At 58.9% G+C, this 16,993-nt stretch carries 15 protein-coding genes and 2 pseudogenes; 7 read left to right on the plus strand and 10 right to left on the minus strand.

The genetic code is table 11. The features are described 5' to 3' along the window. From AKU94_RS19730 to AKU94_RS10915, 5 genes and pseudogenes are all read right to left on the minus strand, one after another. Positions 1-621, minus strand: a pseudogene (locus AKU94_RS19730) (IS3 family transposase); the annotation flags it as partial. A 426-nt stretch (positions 622-1,047) separates the two neighbouring features. Further along, positions 1,048-1,269 carry a hypothetical protein gene (locus tag AKU94_RS10900; RefSeq protein ID WP_050527308.1) on the minus strand — a complete coding sequence of 74 codons (222 nt, stop codon included), beginning with the start codon at positions 1,267-1,269 and terminating at the stop codon, positions 1,048-1,050. A 160-nt stretch (positions 1,270-1,429) separates the two neighbouring features. Next, the gene (locus tag AKU94_RS10905) at positions 1,430-3,067 is read right to left on the minus strand and encodes a capsule biosynthesis protein (protein ID WP_050527309.1); all 1,638 of its coding nucleotides are present in this window, start codon (positions 3,065-3,067) and stop codon (positions 1,430-1,432) included. Further along, the gene (locus AKU94_RS10910; protein WP_050527310.1) at positions 3,045-3,704 is read right to left on the minus strand and encodes an ABC transporter ATP-binding protein; all 660 of its coding nucleotides are present in this window, start codon (positions 3,702-3,704) and stop codon (positions 3,045-3,047) included. Before AKU94_RS10910 ends, AKU94_RS10905 begins: the two co-directional genes overlap by 23 nt. 154 nt (positions 3,705-3,858) lie before the next feature. Next, a complete protein-coding gene (locus tag AKU94_RS10915) occupies positions 3,859-5,106 on the minus strand; it encodes a Na+/H+ antiporter NhaA (RefSeq protein WP_050527311.1) in 1,248 nt (415 codons plus the stop codon). A 167-nt stretch (positions 5,107-5,273) separates the two neighbouring features. Here AKU94_RS10915 and AKU94_RS10920 point away from each other — a divergent pair, with 167 nt between their 5' ends. The 3 genes from AKU94_RS10920 to rpsI all read left to right on the plus strand — a co-directional run bounded on the left by AKU94_RS10920 (position 5,274) and on the right by rpsI (position 7,187). Continuing rightward, positions 5,274-6,077, plus strand: a complete 804-nt coding sequence (locus tag AKU94_RS10920) for an SseB family protein (protein ID WP_050527312.1) — start codon at positions 5,274-5,276, stop codon at positions 6,075-6,077. Between the two features lie 154 nt (positions 6,078-6,231). Beyond that, positions 6,232-6,696, plus strand: coding sequence for a 50S ribosomal protein L13 (gene rplM / locus AKU94_RS10925; RefSeq protein WP_050527313.1), 465 nt, complete (start codon positions 6,232-6,234; stop codon positions 6,694-6,696). A 2-nt stretch (positions 6,697-6,698) separates the two neighbouring features. Next, positions 6,699-7,187 carry a 30S ribosomal protein S9 gene (rpsI, locus tag AKU94_RS10930; RefSeq protein ID WP_050527314.1) on the plus strand — a complete coding sequence of 163 codons (489 nt, stop codon included), beginning with the start codon at positions 6,699-6,701 and terminating at the stop codon, positions 7,185-7,187. 75 nt (positions 7,188-7,262) lie between these two features. On the opposite strand, the gene AKU94_RS10935 is transcribed toward rpsI, so the two are convergent. From AKU94_RS10935 to AKU94_RS10945, 3 genes are all read right to left on the minus strand, one after another. Further along, the gene (locus AKU94_RS10935) at positions 7,263-8,141 is read right to left on the minus strand and encodes an arginyltransferase (protein WP_050527315.1); all 879 of its coding nucleotides are present in this window, start codon (positions 8,139-8,141) and stop codon (positions 7,263-7,265) included. A gap of 150 nt (positions 8,142-8,291) precedes the next feature. Continuing rightward, positions 8,292-8,738, minus strand: coding sequence for an RDD family protein (locus AKU94_RS10940; RefSeq protein ID WP_050527370.1), 447 nt, complete (start codon positions 8,736-8,738; stop codon positions 8,292-8,294). Positions 8,739-8,789: 51 nt separating this feature from the next. After that, a complete protein-coding gene (locus AKU94_RS10945; protein WP_050527316.1) occupies positions 8,790-9,209 on the minus strand; it encodes a DUF2852 domain-containing protein in 420 nt (139 codons plus the stop codon). Between the two features lie 247 nt (positions 9,210-9,456). Here AKU94_RS10945 and AKU94_RS10950 point away from each other — a divergent pair. Further along, positions 9,457-12,236, plus strand: a pseudogene (locus AKU94_RS10950) ([protein-PII] uridylyltransferase family protein). Next, positions 12,236-12,544 (plus strand): hypothetical protein, encoded by a 309-nt coding sequence (locus AKU94_RS10955; RefSeq protein WP_232295753.1) that lies wholly within the window; start codon positions 12,236-12,238, stop codon positions 12,542-12,544. Before AKU94_RS10950 ends, AKU94_RS10955 begins: the two are co-directional and overlap by 1 nt. On the opposite strand, the gene eda is transcribed toward AKU94_RS10955, so the two are convergent. Both eda and edd read right to left on the minus strand, forming a co-directional pair. Next, on the minus strand, positions 12,541-13,179 hold the full coding sequence (eda, locus tag AKU94_RS10960) for a bifunctional 4-hydroxy-2-oxoglutarate aldolase/2-dehydro-3-deoxy-phosphogluconate aldolase (RefSeq protein ID WP_050527317.1): 639 nt from the start codon (positions 13,177-13,179) through the stop codon (positions 12,541-12,543). The two genes, AKU94_RS10955 and eda, sit on opposite strands and share 4 nt — an antisense overlap. Positions 13,180-13,214: 35 nt before the next feature. After that, complete coding sequence (gene edd / locus AKU94_RS10965; RefSeq protein ID WP_050527318.1) at positions 13,215-15,017, minus strand: phosphogluconate dehydratase; 1,803 nt, start codon at positions 15,015-15,017, stop codon at positions 13,215-13,217. 168 nt (positions 15,018-15,185) lie between these two features. Between edd and AKU94_RS10970 the strand changes: the two genes are divergently transcribed. Together AKU94_RS10970 and AKU94_RS10975 are read left to right on the plus strand one after the other, a co-directional pair. Next, positions 15,186-16,427: an RSP_2647 family RNA methyltransferase gene (locus AKU94_RS10970; RefSeq protein WP_050527319.1), complete on the plus strand. Its 1,242-nt coding sequence runs from the start codon at positions 15,186-15,188 to the stop codon at positions 16,425-16,427. After that, positions 16,424-16,963: an RSP_2648 family PIN domain-containing protein gene (locus AKU94_RS10975; RefSeq protein WP_050527320.1), complete on the plus strand. Its 540-nt coding sequence runs from the start codon at positions 16,424-16,426 to the stop codon at positions 16,961-16,963. The genes AKU94_RS10970 and AKU94_RS10975 overlap by 4 nt, the downstream gene beginning before the upstream one ends. Positions 16,964-16,993 lie beyond the last annotated feature (30 nt).

Here is a 16,993-nt window from a genome sequence, read left to right on the forward strand (position 1 = left end):
GGCGCAATGTTGACCTTATGATCGCTATCTGTCGTGACCTATGCCGTTCTGACGCATCAAGCGGCCAACGCAACTATGACCGACATTCAGACCAATCTCTTTTCAGCTCTTCGGTCATCCGTGGCCTGCCGTAGCGACCAAGGCTAAGTCGAGACTGTTCCTTGATATGTGCAAATGTGACCAAGTCAGTCCGTTGCCTGCGATTGGCGTGACGGCCGCGCAGGGCCCGCAATCCACGCGATCTGACCTGCGCCACTTGGCACATACGCCGGGTGGAAAACGTAGATTGATGCTCTTTGATGAACCTAAACCTCACGGCTTTTGGATCGCAAAGAACACTGTGGCCTTCGCCGGGAAAACAACCCCCCAGACGGTTTTCTGTCCCTCCTTAGTTTAAAATTTCCCGCTCCTCCTTGAGGATACGGTTCTCGCGCCGAAGCCGGTCATTCCCGTTGGCGCGTTTTAACTCGTCTTTCGACAGCACATCTGCGCCTTGATCCACTTGTTCAGCGTCGACATGCCAACGCCCAAATCATCTGCCACCTGCTTGCGCATAAGCCCGCTGGCCCGTGCGGTCCGCAACGCATCCCGGCGGAATTCGTTCGTCCGTTTCAGTCCTATAGCCAGTCTCCTTTGGTGCAGTAAATTTTGTCAAAGTAAGAGCATCAAAACGCGACAGGGCCAAAAGCGCATGCCACTATACTTTGCCTGCCGTTTGTAGAGCGACGCATTCCCTGTTGGCGGGTGCAGGCAAGCACCCGCTGAACAATGACATTATGTTCGCCTTAATTCTCCCGCTCATCCGGCTGATAAAACTCGGCAACCGAAGGCCTCTACTTTCGTGAAATAGCTTCCGAAACAGAGCGCATCTTCTAAAATTGGAGAGAGGATCCCTCCATTAAGTATGGCCGTGCAATGTTATCGACATTGCACGGCTAAAACTTTGACATTGTGGAGGGTAAAAATATAATTTTTGTACAGAGAGACTCACGACTGCGTTGTGAGTCTCTCTCTTAAGTACAAACTTTATACGTTTTGGCCCGTCAATCACATATGCAGGTGCACACCGAAAAGGCGCTGGATTTCTTTGGTGCGTGTGGTGCCGCGCGCAGCCAATTGCTCATCGGTTTCCTGGCTCAGCTTGTCAACCTGCTTCATGCGCGGGTTAGCTTCTGCCAACATGATCAGAAAGTTCCAGACTGCCTGAAATGGACGAGCTGCGATGGCAAAAACGGAACCGATTGGTTTTGCGGTGGTGATATAAGCCATGATTTACTCCTTCACGGGTAGATGTTCTGTGTTCTTGAGAAAGAGTATGCTGCACCGCAGCTAAAGTATAAACAGCCAATGCCACAAGGCCGAGTTGCAGTAGGCGCATGGCTGTAGGGGAAAGCTGCCCGCTGCATCGCAGAAGCATTGGATGCTCATTTTATGCAGACATTTGCTCTCGCAATATGGCGGCAGTCATGGAGATCATAAGGTATATCCCGGCAAAAATCAGCATGGCGACCAATGTGCTTTCGAATGCACGGGGATAGCTGGGTTCATCAGGCATGATCGGCTTCACCGATAGGGACAAATAGCGGGTCTGCCGGTTCGCTTCTGAGCGGGCGGTTTCCATTGACTGGATGGCCTGGGCAAGCATCAACTGCCGGGTCTGCACATCTGCTTGGGCCATCAGCAAGGCGCTTTGCACTTGCGGCAGGGAGTCCTCTCCGTCCATACTTTCGGTCAACTTGCCGCGGAGGAGCGCGATTTCGGTCTCCAGCGCCTCTATCCGGCGCTCTAGCGGTTCCATGCGCGCGGGGTTTGGATTGCTGTTGGATTTCATTTGCTGGAGCGAAAGCCTGTCCTGGCTTAGAAGGGTTTCGAGTTGACCGACTTGGTTGGTGATCAAAGACACCTCTACTTCAGACGACAGAACCTTGTACTTCTCTTGAAGGTCTACCACGCTGCGCTGGCTTTCCATCATTTTGGTCTGCGCTTCTTCAAACCCTTCACGTGCGCCACGCATCTGGTCTTCGCGCAGGCGTTGGGTCAGATGATCGACCTGACCTTCGGCATATTCGATGAGGGCCTGGGCAAAATCGACAGATTTCTCTGGTGTGGTTGCGATAACTTCCATTTTTACCAGACCTTCGGTCGGATCATAGGAAATCTGGAAATTGCGCTGATAAAGCTTATAGGCAGCTTCCAAGGTTGCGTCGGGTGCAAGCCGCTGAATAGGGTCGATGTCTTTGGCGCTGTAATGGGCGCGAAAGTCATGTTCTTCATCGAGGCGCAGCATTGCCTCTCGTGATTGTAAATACCCCTGTACTGCGATGCTATCTTGTGATGTGGCCATGGGGGAGCCTTGCAACAAGCCGCCCAACCCACTCGCCCCGCCAGAGGTGGGGTTTTGCGATTGCTGGATCACAAATTCGGTCTGAGTGGCATAAAGCGGGGTCGCAACCATGTAGTAATACCAACCGGTGACAAGCGTGGGCAGCAAGACAAAGCAGACCAGCCTGGCGATCAACAGCATCGATTTCCGGCGCCTGCGACGCGATAAATCCCGCTGGATATTCATGATCTCGGCTGCATGGCTTGTCTCTGCCCGCGCCGCGGTTGAGGGCAGCTGAACAGGCTTGATCGTCTGCGGCAGCTTTGATCCGTCATCTTTGGGCACATTTGCCAGGGCGTGGGATGTATCGGATTGAACCGGCTGCCCGTCAGAGGTCACAAGGTCCAGCATGCTTGTGCGTTTGAACGGGTCGATATTCGCCGCGCGCAGCAGACGCACCGCGTCATAATCGCTGGTGGCGGGCATATCATGTTTGCGCGCAAGCTTGCGGGCCATGCGCAGCTGTCGGCCGGTCAACCCCTCGCGCTTGATCTCTTGCAAGGCCTCGTCGTCGCCCTCATGTGTAACAGAGGTTTGGGTTGTCGAAGGGGTGGCGGTCGGAAATTTATTGTCCCCAAAACCGTCATCGGCGTTATCGAACAGACCCTTATCCCCCTCGACGGGGGCAGGCGGAAATTCCGGGCGGCGGATGCGGAACCGCTTAGCTGTGAGCTTCGTAGTCATAAAGACGTTTCGCTTCTTCAAGGGTTTCAAACATATAAAGCTGCCCGTTGCGCAGCACCGCCGCAGAGCGACAGAATTTTTCCAACGTGGCTGCCTGATGGGACACCACGATGACTGTTGCGTTTTCAAGGCGTTGACGCAAAATCGCGCCGGCTTTTCTGTTAAATTCGACATCCCCCGTGGAGGGCATACCCTCGTCGATCAGATAAAAGTCGAATTCCAGCGCCAGCATCAGGGCAAATGAGAACCGTGACCGCATGCCAGATGAATAAGTCCCCACCGGCATGTCGAAATATTCGTTTATCCCGGCCAGCCAGCGACAGAAACTCTCCATATAGTCGGGATCCAGCCCGTATAGCCGCGCGATATAGCGTGCATTTTCGGTGCCGCTATGCTTGTTCATCACCCCGCCCATGAACCCCAAAGGAAAGGATATGCGAGATGTGCGGATAATCGACCCTTCATCCGGTTTTTCCAGGCCTGCCATCATGTTGATAAGCGTTGTCTTGCCGGTCCCGTTTGGTGCCAGAATGCCAAGCGAATTACCCAGTTCCACCGTAAATGAGGCCCGATCAAGGATAACCTTGCGGGATTGGCCGGTCCAAAAAGATTTGCTTACATTTTCGAACGCGATCATCGACCTGCTTTCAGTATACGCCCCTGTTCCGGTTCAATCCGGAATATGCTGATTTGGTTAAGGATTCATAACTAGCCTTGGCCTGAACCCTCCCGGTTGGACCATTGCCGGCTTACCGTTGGTATTATGTCGTTTCCGGCTTATATCGGCAAGGTTAATGGCGTCGCGGCGGGGTGGGCTGAGTGTTGCGTTCCGGCAAGGCGCGGGCCAGCAAAACCAATGCGGGGCCAGCAAGGATTGTCATGCCCAGACCAAGCCGCCCGGCCTCTTGCATCGCGCCGCCGGGCAGGGCGGTTTGCAATTGTATCAGCGGCAACGTGAGGCCGATGCCCATCAACCCCGCAACCAAAGCAATATCGCGCATATTCAGGGTGTTAGGAAGCGGCTGCCCGATGATCCGAAGACCCAGGGCGACCAGCAAAATCCCCGCAGGCTTGCCCAGCCAGAATGCCCCGAGCGTTACAAAACTGGTGGCACCCAAGGCCGCAAAGTCCAGCGCGCCGGCCGTCAACCCGAACAAGAACAGGATCAGGATCGCAGGCCCCATCAGAGCATTGGACAGCCGGTTCAGCGGATCGGTCAAATAGCCCTCAGCCTCGGCAAAGAGGCCAAAGCTGCGGGTGCCATGTGCGATCGCAGGCAGCAGCGGCAACAGCCCCAGCGCAGGCGGCAGTCCGGCAGCGGACACCCCGATCCAGCTGATCAGTCCCAGAACCAGCCACGGCCAAAGGCGCGATTTGCGTTGGCGTTCACGCTCGGTCAAATTTACATTGTGCAGCGGGCGCGTCAGGCGGAAATAGCCGAAACTGGCAGCACAAAGCGGAACGATAAGCCATAAAATCCGCAGCTTGCCCTCGATAGGGGCGGCGAAACCACCGATAACCATCCCCGCCAGCCCGTCCGATATACACAAGAACAGCAAAAGCTGAAGGGCGGGATGTCCGCGGCCAAAGATCATCCGGCCAAATACGAAGGCCAGCACCATATCGCTGCCAAAGGGCATGACCCAGCCATTTGCGCCAATGGCCTCTTCGGCGGTTTCCCATCGTGCGGTCAAGACCTGCCAAAGCACGGCCGATACCGCCATGCCGCCCGCGACCATCGCCAGCGGTGCCACCGCCCGCGTCCCACTCAGGGGGCCGTTTTCCTGTACCAGCGCTTCCCACAGCTCTTTGCTGATCAGCAAGATAAAGATCGGCATCAGCAAGCAGGATACTAAAGTCGCCAGCGTGAACCCCGGATAGAACAGCCGCAGACGGTGCAGCGGATCACTGTCGAATGGCAGCCACTGGATGATATCGTAATAAACTCCCGGTGCCGTGTTTACAGCAAGGGTTGCCGTTGCAGCCCCAAGCAAGAGGGCTGTGGCGTAGTGGATCAGACGGGGGGATGCAGGGGTCACGGGGGCGGCAGCCTTGTGATTGTGTAACAATTTCTTCCATTCATAGGTCTGCGCGTATCCGGCCGCAATTGCAGCGCGATAAAATGCTGCAGGTGTGCCGCCCTTGCATCTTGTTCCTTGCGGGGCTTGGGATTATTCGGACAGTTGAGGATAAAAACGGAGTGGCTATGACTGACGCGCAAAGTTTGGATGCGGCCCATGCCGCGATGACGACCCACCCCGAGGATGAGGCGGCACGCCTGCGCTATTACGCGCGGCTTGCTGATGGCATGCTGTATCTGGTGCTGGAAGAAGAGGCCGTCGGCAGCAATATCCGCCCTGTTGTGCTGGATCTGGATGAGGGTTCGGTCGTGCTTGCCTATGACAGCGAGGAACGGATGGGGGCGGCCACCGATGCGCCGGTGCCCTATGCCGAATTGCCGGGGCGCGTGATTGCGGCGCAACTGGCCGGGCAGAATGTGGCGCTTGGCATCAATCTGGGCTTGGGTGAGGCAGAGTTCTTGGTCGCGCCCGAGGCGCTTTCGTGGCTGTCGCAAACATTGGAACACAGCCCTGTTGATGTTAGCGCGCGGCCTGTGTCCTTTGAGGTGCCGCACGGTCTGCCTGCCAGTTTGATGCAAGCGATCGAGGGCAAGCTGACGCGGGCGGGTGGCCTTGCGCAGGCAGCGCTTTTGGTGGCTGTTCGCTATGACGATGGCCGTCAGGGGCATATGCTGGCCTTTGTCGGGGCCGCGCCGGGGGCGCAAACCGCCCTTACCCGCGCCGCGAGTGAGGCCTTGACCTTTTCCGGCGTCGAGGCCGGTGAGATGGATGTGACATTCCTTGATATCGGTGACGCGGCAGGCAGGGCCGCAGCAGAGCGTATGGCACGTGTAGCCCATCGTTTCGATATGCCAGAGCCCGCTGTGACCGAACCGCCCAAACCCGCAGCACCGGGTATGGACCCGACCAAGCCGCCAAAGCTGCGTTGATTGCGTGGGGTATCATGATACCTATTTTTTAAGCATTTGTTTTGGCATTGTAATTTGTGGCCCAGATGCCTTGACTGTATGCGCCGCTTAAAGGATACAGACGCCATCGAAGACATAAGGGGGCTTCCCCCCACAACACTTTAAAGGGTGTACGATGAAAACTTTCTCCGCAACGCCAGCGGATATTCAAAAGAAATGGATCCTGATCGACGCTGAAGGCATCGTTCTGGGCCGTCTTGCTACCATCGTAGCGAATATCCTGCGCGGTAAAAACAAGCCGACTTTCACGCCGCATATGGACATGGGTGACAATGTCATCGTGATCAATGCCGACAAAATCCAGATGACCGGTAACAAGCGCGCAGACAAGCGTTACTACTGGCACACAGGTCACCCGGGCGGCATCAAGTTCCGCACCGCGGCACAAATCCTTGATGGTGCGCACCCAGAGCGCGTTGTGACCAAAGCGGTTGAGCGTATGATCACGCGTAACTCCCTTGGAGCACAGCAGATGACAAACCTGCGCGTTTACGCAGGTGCCGAGCATCCGCATGAAGCCCAGCAGCCCACCGTTCTTGACCTTGCGTCGATGAACCCCAAGAACACGCGGAGCGCCTGAGCATGTCCGATATCAAATCCCTTGACGATCTGAAATCCGCCGTTGCTGACACGCCCGCAGCAGCAGCCCCTGCCGCTGTTGTTCGTGAGCCTGTTCGTGACAAGCTTGGCCGCGCCTATGCAACCGGCAAGCGTAAAGATGCGGTTGCCCGCGTCTGGATCAAGCCCGGCTCCGGCAAGGTTGTGGTCAACGGCAAACCAATGGCCGAATATTTCGCCCGTCCGGTTTTGCAGATGATCCTTGCCCAGCCGTTCTCGGTCGCTGGCGTTGAAGGTCAGTTTGACGTGATGGCAACTGTTGCCGGTGGTGGTCTTTCGGGCCAGGCTGGTGCGGTAAAGCACGGCGTTTCCAAAGCTTTGCAGCTTTATGATCCGACCCTGCGCGCAGCATTGAAAGCCGCAGGCTTCTTGACCCGCGACAGCCGTGTTGTTGAGCGTAAGAAGTACGGTAAGGCCAAAGCCCGTAAGAGCTTCCAGTTCTCCAAGCGTTAAGTTTGGCGACATCAATATTCAGAAAAGCGCGGCTTTGGTCGCGCTTTTTCATATCTGGGATGGCTGAAATCAGGCTTAAAGATCGTCCGAGGCGGTGCGGCGGTCGGATGAAAATGAAGGCGGCGCCTCAAGGGTGCTGCGACCATCGGGCAGATTGATGCGGGCGACCTGCTCTGCGATGGGGTCCACCGAAAGCGGGTTAAGCTCGGCGTTGTGATCTTCGGGGTTGCCGATGGGTTGCCACGTGTCGGCTTTGTAAATTTCCAGCCCTGTAAAGCCGGACTTATAGCCCATTTTCTTGCTGCCCGGCACCCAATAGCCAAGATAGACAAATGGCAGACCTGTTTCTCGTGCGATTTCAATATGATCGAGGATCAGGAAGGTGCCAAGCGAGCGTTTGACCAAATCCGGCGCATAGAATGAATAAACCATGCTCAGCCCGTCATCAAAGACATCGGTCAGACAGACGGCTGACAGCTCTGCCGGGCCGGTGCCATTGGCCTCCGAATATTCGATGACACGGCTGCGGATCGGGGTTTCCTCAATCATCGCGGCGAATTCAAATATGTCCATATCCGCCATCCCGCCCTTGGCATGACGAAATTCCAGATAGCGGCGAAAAAGGGCAAATTGCTCTTCGGTGGCCCAAGGGCTTGTGGCCTTGCGCTGAAGGGATTCATTGCGACGCAAGATCTTGCGCTGGGTCCGCGTCGGGACAAAGTCGGCCACACGGATGCGCGCCGACATACAGGCTGAACATTCCGCACAAGAGGGCCTGTAAAGCACGTTTTGCGATCGGCGGAAGCCTTGCTTGGATAGTGAATCATTCAGTTTTTGCGCATGTTCACCCTGCAGCGCTGTGAAAAGCTTACGCTCCATCCTCCCCTCAAGATAGGGGCAAGGCTGCGGTGCCGTCACGTAGAACTGCGGCGCGAGAGGAAGGGTGTGGCGCATTGTATTCCGGCAAGATCATGAATGTAAGGCGTAGACTAGCAAGGCATAACCGGGTCGCCAAGGATAGAATTTTAGTTAATTCCTGAGTTGGGACGGTTTTCACGTTGTTTTGTGCGAGGTGAGGTCATTGTTCTGGTTATGTCCGCCGACCTAGAAGCGCGCGCTCCGGTTGATTGCGACGGTTCCCAGCACCGTATCGCTTAGCCCCTGACCCCTGGGTCCGAAAACCATCATGATAACCGAAAGAACCTGCGGTAAGACGAACGCCATGCTGAGCGCATAGCCAAGGGTGTGCAATGCTGCCGTGCCGCTGTCAAAGGGGCGACCATCGGCGCGGCGGAATTCGATCGCGGCAAGGCGCATGCCAAAGGTGGCGGATTTCCCTGAGATCGTCATCCAGCGATAGGCGAAATTTACCGTCAGATACAAAAGCGGCAAGAAAAAGAGAGCTGTAAAGGCCGTAAAGGGCACGATCAGCGCGGTGATAAGTGCGGTAAAAATGGTATCGACAATCCACGCCAAGCCGCGTTTCAGGGCGACCCCCTCATAAAACTCGGATTGATATTCCGGGTCGGGAAGCGTGTTTGCATACATCATATCTGTCCTTTCAAGGGGCAGCCCCCCAAATGGGGAGCTGCGGGCAATCAATCAATAGGCCGCGATATCTTTGTCATCTGTCGGCCGCAGATTCGCCTTGGTGCGCTCTTCCATAAAAGCATCGAATTCCTGCTTGTCCTTGGCATCGCGCAATCGTTTCAGGAAGGCCTCGAAGGCGCTGCGCTCGTTTTCGAGCCGACGAATGGTTTCATCGCGGTAGGCATCAAATGCGCTGTTGCCCGTAGAGGCCCAGCGGTCTTGTCTGTTGTGGCGGCAAAGGGTCGGTTTGGTCATGCGTTTACTCCATATCATATAGCCAAGAATGACGAGGCCCAATGGCCAGACGAAGATAAAGGCCAGCACCATTGCGGCGATCCAGGCCCCTTTGCCACGCGCATCCAGCCAGCTTTCGACGCGGCGAGGCCAGTACAACAAGGCACCGGCTGTGTTTTGGTTGGTCGAGTCGTACATTTTGCACTCTCCATGGTTCAATGTTTATTTGTTTTACATTATTAAGATTGCCCCTCGGGCAGGCAATTACAAGACCTCATGTTAAACTGGTTTACATTTTTTTCGGCAGATGCGCACATCATGTCGCCAAGACATTGATATTAAATTGAAGTTCGTGAATAAAATGACCTGATAAGCGATCATATTGGCGCGTGCTGTGTGCGTTTCGTCCGTTGACCACGCGGCAAAGCCCCGCCATTCTGCGCCTATGGAAAATGCCTTTGCCCCCCGTATCACCCGTCATCCCTTCCCCTTCGATCCCGCGATTGCGGATGAGGCTGCGGCCCGGTTTGCGGGGCTCGGCCCCGATTTCGCGCCGCTTCTGACCGGCGCAGCGGGGTGCAGCCCTTATCTTTGGGACCTGATGCAGCGCGAGGGCGATTGGCTTTGTGAGGCACTCATGCAGCCCCCCGAAGCGGCTTTGGCCGATGAGCTGGCGGCGTTGGACGCTTTGACACTGGCGGATCTTGGCCCCGGATTGCGCCGCGCAAAACGCCGCATTGCCCTTTTGGCAGGGCTTGCCGATCTGGGCGGTGTCTGGCCGTTAGAGGCAGTGACCGGCGCGTTGACGCAATTGGCTGACCGCGCCGTAGATCTGTCGTTGCAGCGTCTTGTGGCCGAGGAGATCCGGCGCGGCAAAATTCCGGGTGCCAAGCCAGAGGATGCCGTGACGGCTGCGGGGATGGTAGTCTTTGCCATGGGGAAAATGGGCGCGGGGGAGCTGAATTACTCCTCCGACATCGACCTGATTTGCCTGTTTGACGAATCCCTCTATCCCGAGGATGCCGCCGAGGCACGCGCGGCCTTCATCCGCGTCACCCGCAAGATGGCGGCCCTTGTGGGCGACCGCACCGCCGAGGGATATGTGTTTCGCACCGACTTGCGCCTGCGTCCCGATGCGGCGGTCACGCCGGTCTGTCTGTCTTTCGCTGCTGCCGAAAGCTATTATGAAAGCGTGGGTCGCACATGGGAGCGTGCCGCATGGATCAAGGCGCGCCCCTGTGCCGGTGATCTGGCGGCGGGGGAGCGGTTCCTGAAAACCCTGACACCCTTTGTCTGGCGCAAACATCTGGATTTTGCCGCCATTCAGGACGCCCATGACATGCGCCTGCGCATCCGCGATCACCGCCGCCTGCACGGCCCGATTGTGGTCGAAGGGCACAACATGAAGCTGGGTGTAGGCGGCATCCGCGAGATCGAGTTCTTCACCCAGACCCGCCAGTTGATTGCCGGCGGGCGTGACCCCGATCTGCGGGGCCGCGAAACCGTGCCAAGCCTGACCGCGCTGGCCGAAAAGGGCTGGATCCCCGCAGAGGTGGCATCGGAGTTGATCACCCTCTACCGTGCCCACCGCGAGGTGGAACATCGCCTGCAAATGGTGAATGACGCGCAAACCCATGACATGCCGAATACGCCCGAGGGCGTGGCCCGTATAGCGGCCTTTTGCGGGCAAGAGGATGCCTCTTTCCGCGGCGCCCTGATTGATCGCCTGGAGCGCACGGATTACCTGACCGAAGGGTTCTTTGCGCCTTCCGAGGTCGAAGAGGGGCCGGAGCTTTCCGAAAGCGCCGATGAGATTGTGCGCGGCTGGGACAGCTATCAGGCCTTGCGCACGGAACGCGCGGGCACGATTTTCCGGCGGGTCAAGCCGGGGTTGTTGACGCGGTTGCAACGGGCCGCCAACCCGGATGAGGCGCTGATTGCCTTTGACGGCTTTCTTGCGGGCCTGCCTGCGGGGGTGCAGATTTTCTCGCTCTTTGAGGCGAACCCGCAGTTGATTGACCTGATCGTTGATATCGCTGCCACATCGCCCGCGCTTGCACGCTATCTGTCGCGCAATGCCTCGGTTTTCGATGCAGTGCTTGGCGGCAGCTTTTTTGCCGCTTGGCCCGGTACGGCCGCCCTGAGTGCCGAGCTTGGCGCGGTGCTGGCCGGAACCCCGGATTATGAACGCAAGCTTGATGCGACACGGCGCTGGATGAAGGAATGGCATTTCCGCGTCGGGGTGCATCACCTGCGTGGGTTGGTCGACGCCTTTGAGGCTGGCAAGCAATATGCCGATTTGGCCGAGGCCTGTCTGGCAGCACTCTGGCCGGTGGTCGAGGCGGAATTTGCGCAAAAACACGGGGCACCGCCGGGACGGGGCGCGATCCTTTTGGGGATGGGGAGCCTTGGGGCGGGTCGGTTGAATGCGGGCTCCGATCTCGATCTGATCGTGATCTATGATGCCGGTGACGACGAGGCCAGTGACGGGCCGAAGCCGCTTGGGATCCGGCCCTATTTTGCGCGTCTGACGCAGGCGATGATTACCGCCGTGACCGCGCAACTGCCCGAAGGGCGGCTCTATGAGGTGGATATCGCCTGCGGCCTTCGGGGCGGCAAGGGCCGGTGGCGACCTTGATCCACTCCTTTCGCAACTACCAGATGGCAGAGGCATGGACCTGGGAACATCTTGCCCTGACCCGTGCGCGTACCCTTGCCGGTGATGCCAGTCTGCGCGCCGAGTTCGAGGATTTGCGCCGTGAGGTTCTGACGACCAAAGGTACGGGGGAAACCGTGCTGGCGGATGTGGCGGATATGCGCGCCCGTCTGGCCACGGCCAAGCCCGCCGCCAATGATTGGGACGCCAAAAACGGCCCCGGCCGCCTGATGGACATAGAGCTTTTGGCGCAAACCGGGGCGCTTCGTGCCGGTGATCCTGCGCGACGGGTAGAGGCACAGTTGCGGGTCGGTGTAAAATCGGGTCTTTTGTCCGCATCCGATGAGCAAGCCGTGCTGGGCGCATATCGTCTGTGCTGGCGGTTACAGGCCGCATCGCGCCTGTTGACCGATAAGGCGCTGGATATGGACCGGCTGGGCATCGGTGCGCGGGCATTTTTGCTGCGCGAAACCGATCAGCAGGATGAGGCGGCGCTGCTTTCCCGTTTGGAAAAGGTGCTTGCAGGATCTGCCGAAGTGATCAACCGTGTGCTGGGAGGAAAGGGCTGATGGCGTCATCGACCGAGACTGCGCCGCTGATGGACCTTGGGCAGGCCGACCCAAAGGGGCTGATCCGCGAAAGCTACCGAATAGAAGGGATCACCCTCGATGAGTGCAAATCCATCTTTATGGATTGGGCGCTTTCCGTGGCTTTTGGCGCGGATACGCCTGCGGCCTTGCGCTTGCTTTTGGCCCATTACGGGCGCGCCGATCATCCGATGACGGGGGTTTTGCAAGCAGCGCTGGCGCCCCCCCCACCTGCAAAGCGCAAGGGCGGGCGGGGTGCACGCTTGGGATATACCCGTGATCGCGGTTAGGAGAGGGCGGCCGCTTCAACCGCCAGCTTGGTGATGCCATCCCAATCCCCGGCGGCAACCATCGCGGGTGGTGCCACCCAAGAGCCGCCAACGCACATCACATTGGGCAACCCCAGATAATCATGGGCGTTTTTCAATCCGATGCCGCCGGTCGGGCAAAAGCGTACCTGCGGGATCGGCGCACCAATGGATTTCAGCGCGGGCGCGCCGCCGGATGCCTCTGCCGGGAAAAACTTTTGCACGGTATAGCCCAGCTCCAGTAGGGTCATCACCTCGGTCGCGGTGGCGGCACCCGGCAGCAGCGGCAGCTCATATTCCGCACAAGCCTCCAGCAGCCGTGGCGTTGCCCCCGGAGAGACGCCAAATTTCGCGCCTGCTTCCTTGGCGGCCTTTACATCGGCGGGGGTCAGCAATGTGCCTGCACCGACCACGCCACCTTCGACCTGTGACATGGCGCGGATCGCATCCAGCGCGCAGGCGGTGCGCAATGTGACCTCCAGCGCAGGCAGGCCACCTTTGACCAAAGCGCGCGCAAGCCCCTCGGCGCGGGTCAGGTCATCGACCACCAGCACCGGCACCACAGGGGCCAACTGGCAGATTTTAGCAGAGCGAAGCGATTGTTCGGCAGGGGTCATTGGGGTGTCCTTTATTAGGGTGGGGGGCAGGGGTGTCAGACCACCCGCGCGCCGTCGGTTGCGGGGCCAACATTCTGGCGAAACACTTCGAACAGTTCGCGCCCGATCCCATGCGCGTTGCCCGAAAGATCGGCCACGGCATCGCTGCGGCTGTCAAGATCAACGTCGAGCACCTCCAGCACGCCGGTCGTGGCATCCAGCCGGATCATATCGCCGTCTTGCAGTTTGGCAAGCGGGCCACCGCAGGCCGCCTCGGGCGAGACATGGATGGCGGCAGGCACTTTGCCGCTGGCGCCCGACATGCGACCATCGGTGACAAGCGCCATCTTGAGGCCGCGATCCTGCAGCACCGAAAGCACCGGCGTCAGCGAGTGTAATTCAGGCATGCCATTGGCACGGGGGCCTTGGAAGCGCACGATAACGATCGTGTCCGAGGTGAACTCTCCGGCACGAAAGGCGGCTTTGACGGCCTCTTGGGTGTGGAAGATGCGGGCAGGGGCCTCGATCACATGACGTTCGGGTGCAACGGCGGAAACCTTGATGACCCCACGTCCCAGATTGCCCGCAAGCTGTTTCAGCCCGCCGACAGAGGCAAAGGGCGTCGCCGCCGGACGCAGGATTTTCTCGTTGAGCGAGGCGCGCGCGCCATCCTCCCAAACCAGCGTATCGCCTTGCAGCTTGGGCTCTTTGCGGTAAGCCTCAAGCCCCGTGCCGAGAATTGTCTTGGTGTCGGGATGCAAAAGCCCTGCGTCCAGCAATTCCCCGATCATAAAGCCAAGCCCGCCCGCCGCGTGGAAATGGTTCACATCGGCCAGCCCGTTCGGATATACCTTGGCCATCAAGGGCACCGCCTCGGAGATATCGGCGAAATCCTCAAGGTCCAGTACAATACCGGCGGCACGCGCCATCGCAGGCAGATGCAGCACGAGGTTGGTCGAGCCGCCCGTCGCCATCAGTCCGACCATCCCGTTGACAAAATTGCGCACACCCAGAACTTCGCCCGCTGGGGTGAAGTTGTTGCCAAGCGCTGTGATTGACGCTGCGCGTTCCACTGCGGCCCCGGTCAACGCATCGCGCAACCCGTTGCCGGGATTGACAAAAGATGCGCCGGGCAGGTGCAGCCCCATAAACTCCATCAACATCTGGTTGGTGTTGGCGGTGCCGTAAAAGGTACAGGTGCCGGGACCATGATAGCTGGCCATCTCGGCGGCCATCAATTCGGTGCGGGTCACCTCGCCTTGGGCAAAAGCGTTGCGCACGGCGGCTTTCTCATCATTCGGGATACCCGAAGGCATCGGTCCCGCAGGCACAAAGACCGCCGGGATATGGCCAAAGGTGGCCGCCGCGATTATCAGCCCCGGCACGATCTTGTCGCAAACCCCCAGATAAAGCGCCGCATCAAACACATTATGCGATAGCGCCACACCTGCCGCCAAGGCGATCACATCGCGCGAAAACAAGCTCAACTCCATGCCGGGCTGGCCTTGGGTCACGCCGTCACACATGGCAGGCACGCCGCCGGCCACTTGTGCGGTGGCACCGGCGCGGCGGGCAGCATCGCGGATCAGGTCGGGATAGCGTTCATAGGGCTGATGCGCCGATAGCATGTCATTATAAGCCGTCACGATACCCAGATTGGGTTGACGTTCAGCGACCAGCGCATCTTTGTCGGCGGTCATCGCGGCATAGGCATGGGCCTGATTGCCGCAAGACAGATGCGCCCGCGCAGGGCCCTTGTCGACGGCTGCCGCCATTCGTGTCAGATACTCGCCTCGCAGGTCTGCGGATCTTTCACGGATGCGGTCGGTGACCCGGTCAATCGTGCTGTTCAATGTCATGGCTGACCTCATTAGCTGTGATTGCGCACATGTTAGCGCTAACCTTATCAAAAAGAAAGCGTTTTAACAAAGATAAGGCTAGGCTAGGCCGAAAATCGCATCTTTGGAAAGGGCTAAGACCAACAGACGGGGTTTTCGTGGGTTGCGGAACAGGTTAAGGATCAGGCGATGAACCATACCCCAATCTCGCGTGACAGCGCCCCCGCAAGAACCGACACCGGCCCTCGGCCGGTCGTTCGCCTGAAACCAAAGGCCGAGGCGCGGGCGATCCGCCACGGCTTCCCATGGGTTTACGCCGATGAGCTGGTGACAGACAGGCGCACCCAGAAACTTGCCCCCGGTACCCTTGCGGTGCTGGAGGATGGCGACCGCCGCGCTATGGGGCTGGTTACGGTCAATCCCAATTCCAAGATCATCTGCCGGATGCTGGACCAGGATCCCGCAACCCAGATTGATCAGCCTTGGCTTGAGGCGCGTCTGGCCCGTGCTTTTGCGATGCGTGACCGGCTTTATGATGCGCCGTTCTACCGTTTGATCCATGCCGAGGCAGATGGTTTGCCCGGTGTGGTGATCGACCGTTTTGGTGATACCGCCGTTATTCAGCCCAATGCCGCTTGGGCCGAGTCGCATATCGATGCGCTGGCTGCGGCCCTGACCGCTGTGACGGGGGTAAAGAATATCCTGAAAAACGGCACCGGCCGCGCTCGCAGCCTTGAGGGGCTGGCTGAGGAGACCACCGTTCTGCAAGGCACCATCGACGGGCCGATCCCCGTGCCGATGAACGGGGCCACATATATGGCCGATCTGATCAGCGGGCAGAAAACCGGTCTCTTCTTTGACCAACGCCCCAATCACGCCTTTGCGGCCCGCTTGTCAAAGGGCGCGCGGGTTTTGGATGTGTTCTCCCATGTCGGTGGCTTTGGTCTGGCGGCTTTGGCGGGGGGGGCGGCCTCTGTGCTGGCGGTGGACGGCTCTGCGCCTGCGCTGAAGCTGGCGGAGCAGGGGGCCGAGGCTTCGGGCTTTGCCGATCGTTTTACCACCCGTCAAGGCGATGCTTTCGCGGTGCTGGAGGCCTTGGCCGCCGAGGGCGCGCAGTTTGACGTGATCATCTGTGACCCGCCTGCCTTTGCGCCTGCCAAGCCGGCGCTGGTGGCCGGTTTGCGCGCCTATGAGCGGGTTGCGCGGCTTGCGGCACCCTTGCTGGCACCGGGGGGCTATCTCGGGCTTTGTTCATGCTCGCATGCGGCTGATTTGTCGGCGTTTCGCAATGCCAGCGGGCGCGGGATTGGGCGCGCGGGGCGGCGTGGGCAGTTGATTTATACCGGCCACGCGGGGCCGGACCACCCGATGCTGCCGCAGCTGGCGGAAAGCGGATACCTCAAGGCGTTGTTCTACCGGCTTGACGGATGATGCTTTGCCTTGATGCATGCGTTTTATTCCCGACGGTGATGCGGGAGGTATTGCTGGCGGTGGCCGGGCAGGGGTTGTTCGTGCCGATCTGGTCCGACCGGATACTGGGCGAATGGCAACATGCTGCCGCCCGTTATGGCGCGCAGGCCGAGGGGGAGGCCTTGGCCGCCATCGCCCGCGCGCAGGATCTGTTTCCAAAGGCCCGCATTCCCGCCCAGCCGGGGTTGGAGGCGCGGCTCTATCTGCCGGATGACAATGACTTGCATGTTCTGGCCGTGGCGATAGCGGGCAATGCCGATGCGGTTGTGACCCTGAACGCCAAGGATTTTCCGCGCGGGACTTTGGCCGCCGAGGGGCTGGACCGTCGTGACCCCGATGGCCTGTTGTGGGAGCTGTGGTCGCATCACCCGCAAGCGGTGGAAACCGCATTGGAAGAGGTGCGCGCCACTGCTTCGCGCCTCTCGGGCGAGGAGAAGGCCCTGCGCCCTTTGTTGAAACGTGCCAAGCTGACGCGGCTTGCGCGGGCGATCGCCTGACTGCCGTGCATTGGACGGTTTTGATGGCTC

This window comes from Pseudorhodobacter aquimaris (genome assembly GCF_001202025.1).
Lineage (GTDB): Bacteria > Pseudomonadota > Alphaproteobacteria > Rhodobacterales > Rhodobacteraceae > Pseudorhodobacter > Pseudorhodobacter aquimaris.

Bases quoted from the DNA above. Each gene is read 5' to 3' on its own strand.
- AKU94_RS10955 (WP_232295753.1), top strand. From the start codon at position 12,236: ATGGCGTCATCGACCGAGACTGCGCCGCTGATGGACCTTGGGCAGGCC.
- AKU94_RS10945 (WP_050527316.1), bottom strand. From the start codon at position 9,209: ATGTACGACTCGACCAACCAAAACACAGCCGGTGCCTTGTTGTACTGG.
- AKU94_RS10910 (WP_050527310.1), bottom strand. From the start codon at position 3,704: ATGATCGCGTTCGAAAATGTAAGCAAATCTTTTTGGACCGGCCAATCC.
- edd (WP_050527318.1), bottom strand. From the start codon at position 15,017: ATGACATTGAACAGCACGATTGACCGGGTCACCGACCGCATCCGTGAA.
- AKU94_RS10975 (WP_050527320.1), top strand. From the start codon at position 16,424: ATGATGCTTTGCCTTGATGCATGCGTTTTATTCCCGACGGTGATGCGG.
- AKU94_RS10900 (WP_050527308.1), bottom strand. From the start codon at position 1,269: ATGGCTTATATCACCACCGCAAAACCAATCGGTTCCGTTTTTGCCATC.
- AKU94_RS10940 (WP_050527370.1), bottom strand. From the start codon at position 8,738: ATGATGTATGCAAACACGCTTCCCGACCCGGAATATCAATCCGAGTTT.
- AKU94_RS10905 (WP_050527309.1), bottom strand. From the start codon at position 3,067: ATGACTACGAAGCTCACAGCTAAGCGGTTCCGCATCCGCCGCCCGGAA.
- AKU94_RS10935 (WP_050527315.1), bottom strand. From the start codon at position 8,141: ATGCGCCACACCCTTCCTCTCGCGCCGCAGTTCTACGTGACGGCACCG.
- rpsI (WP_050527314.1), top strand. From the start codon at position 6,699: ATGTCCGATATCAAATCCCTTGACGATCTGAAATCCGCCGTTGCTGAC.
- AKU94_RS10920 (WP_050527312.1), top strand. From the start codon at position 5,274: ATGACTGACGCGCAAAGTTTGGATGCGGCCCATGCCGCGATGACGACC.
- eda (WP_050527317.1), bottom strand. From the start codon at position 13,179: ATGACCCCTGCCGAACAATCGCTTCGCTCTGCTAAAATCTGCCAGTTG.
- AKU94_RS10970 (WP_050527319.1), top strand. From the start codon at position 15,186: ATGAACCATACCCCAATCTCGCGTGACAGCGCCCCCGCAAGAACCGAC.
- rplM (WP_050527313.1), top strand. From the start codon at position 6,232: ATGAAAACTTTCTCCGCAACGCCAGCGGATATTCAAAAGAAATGGATC.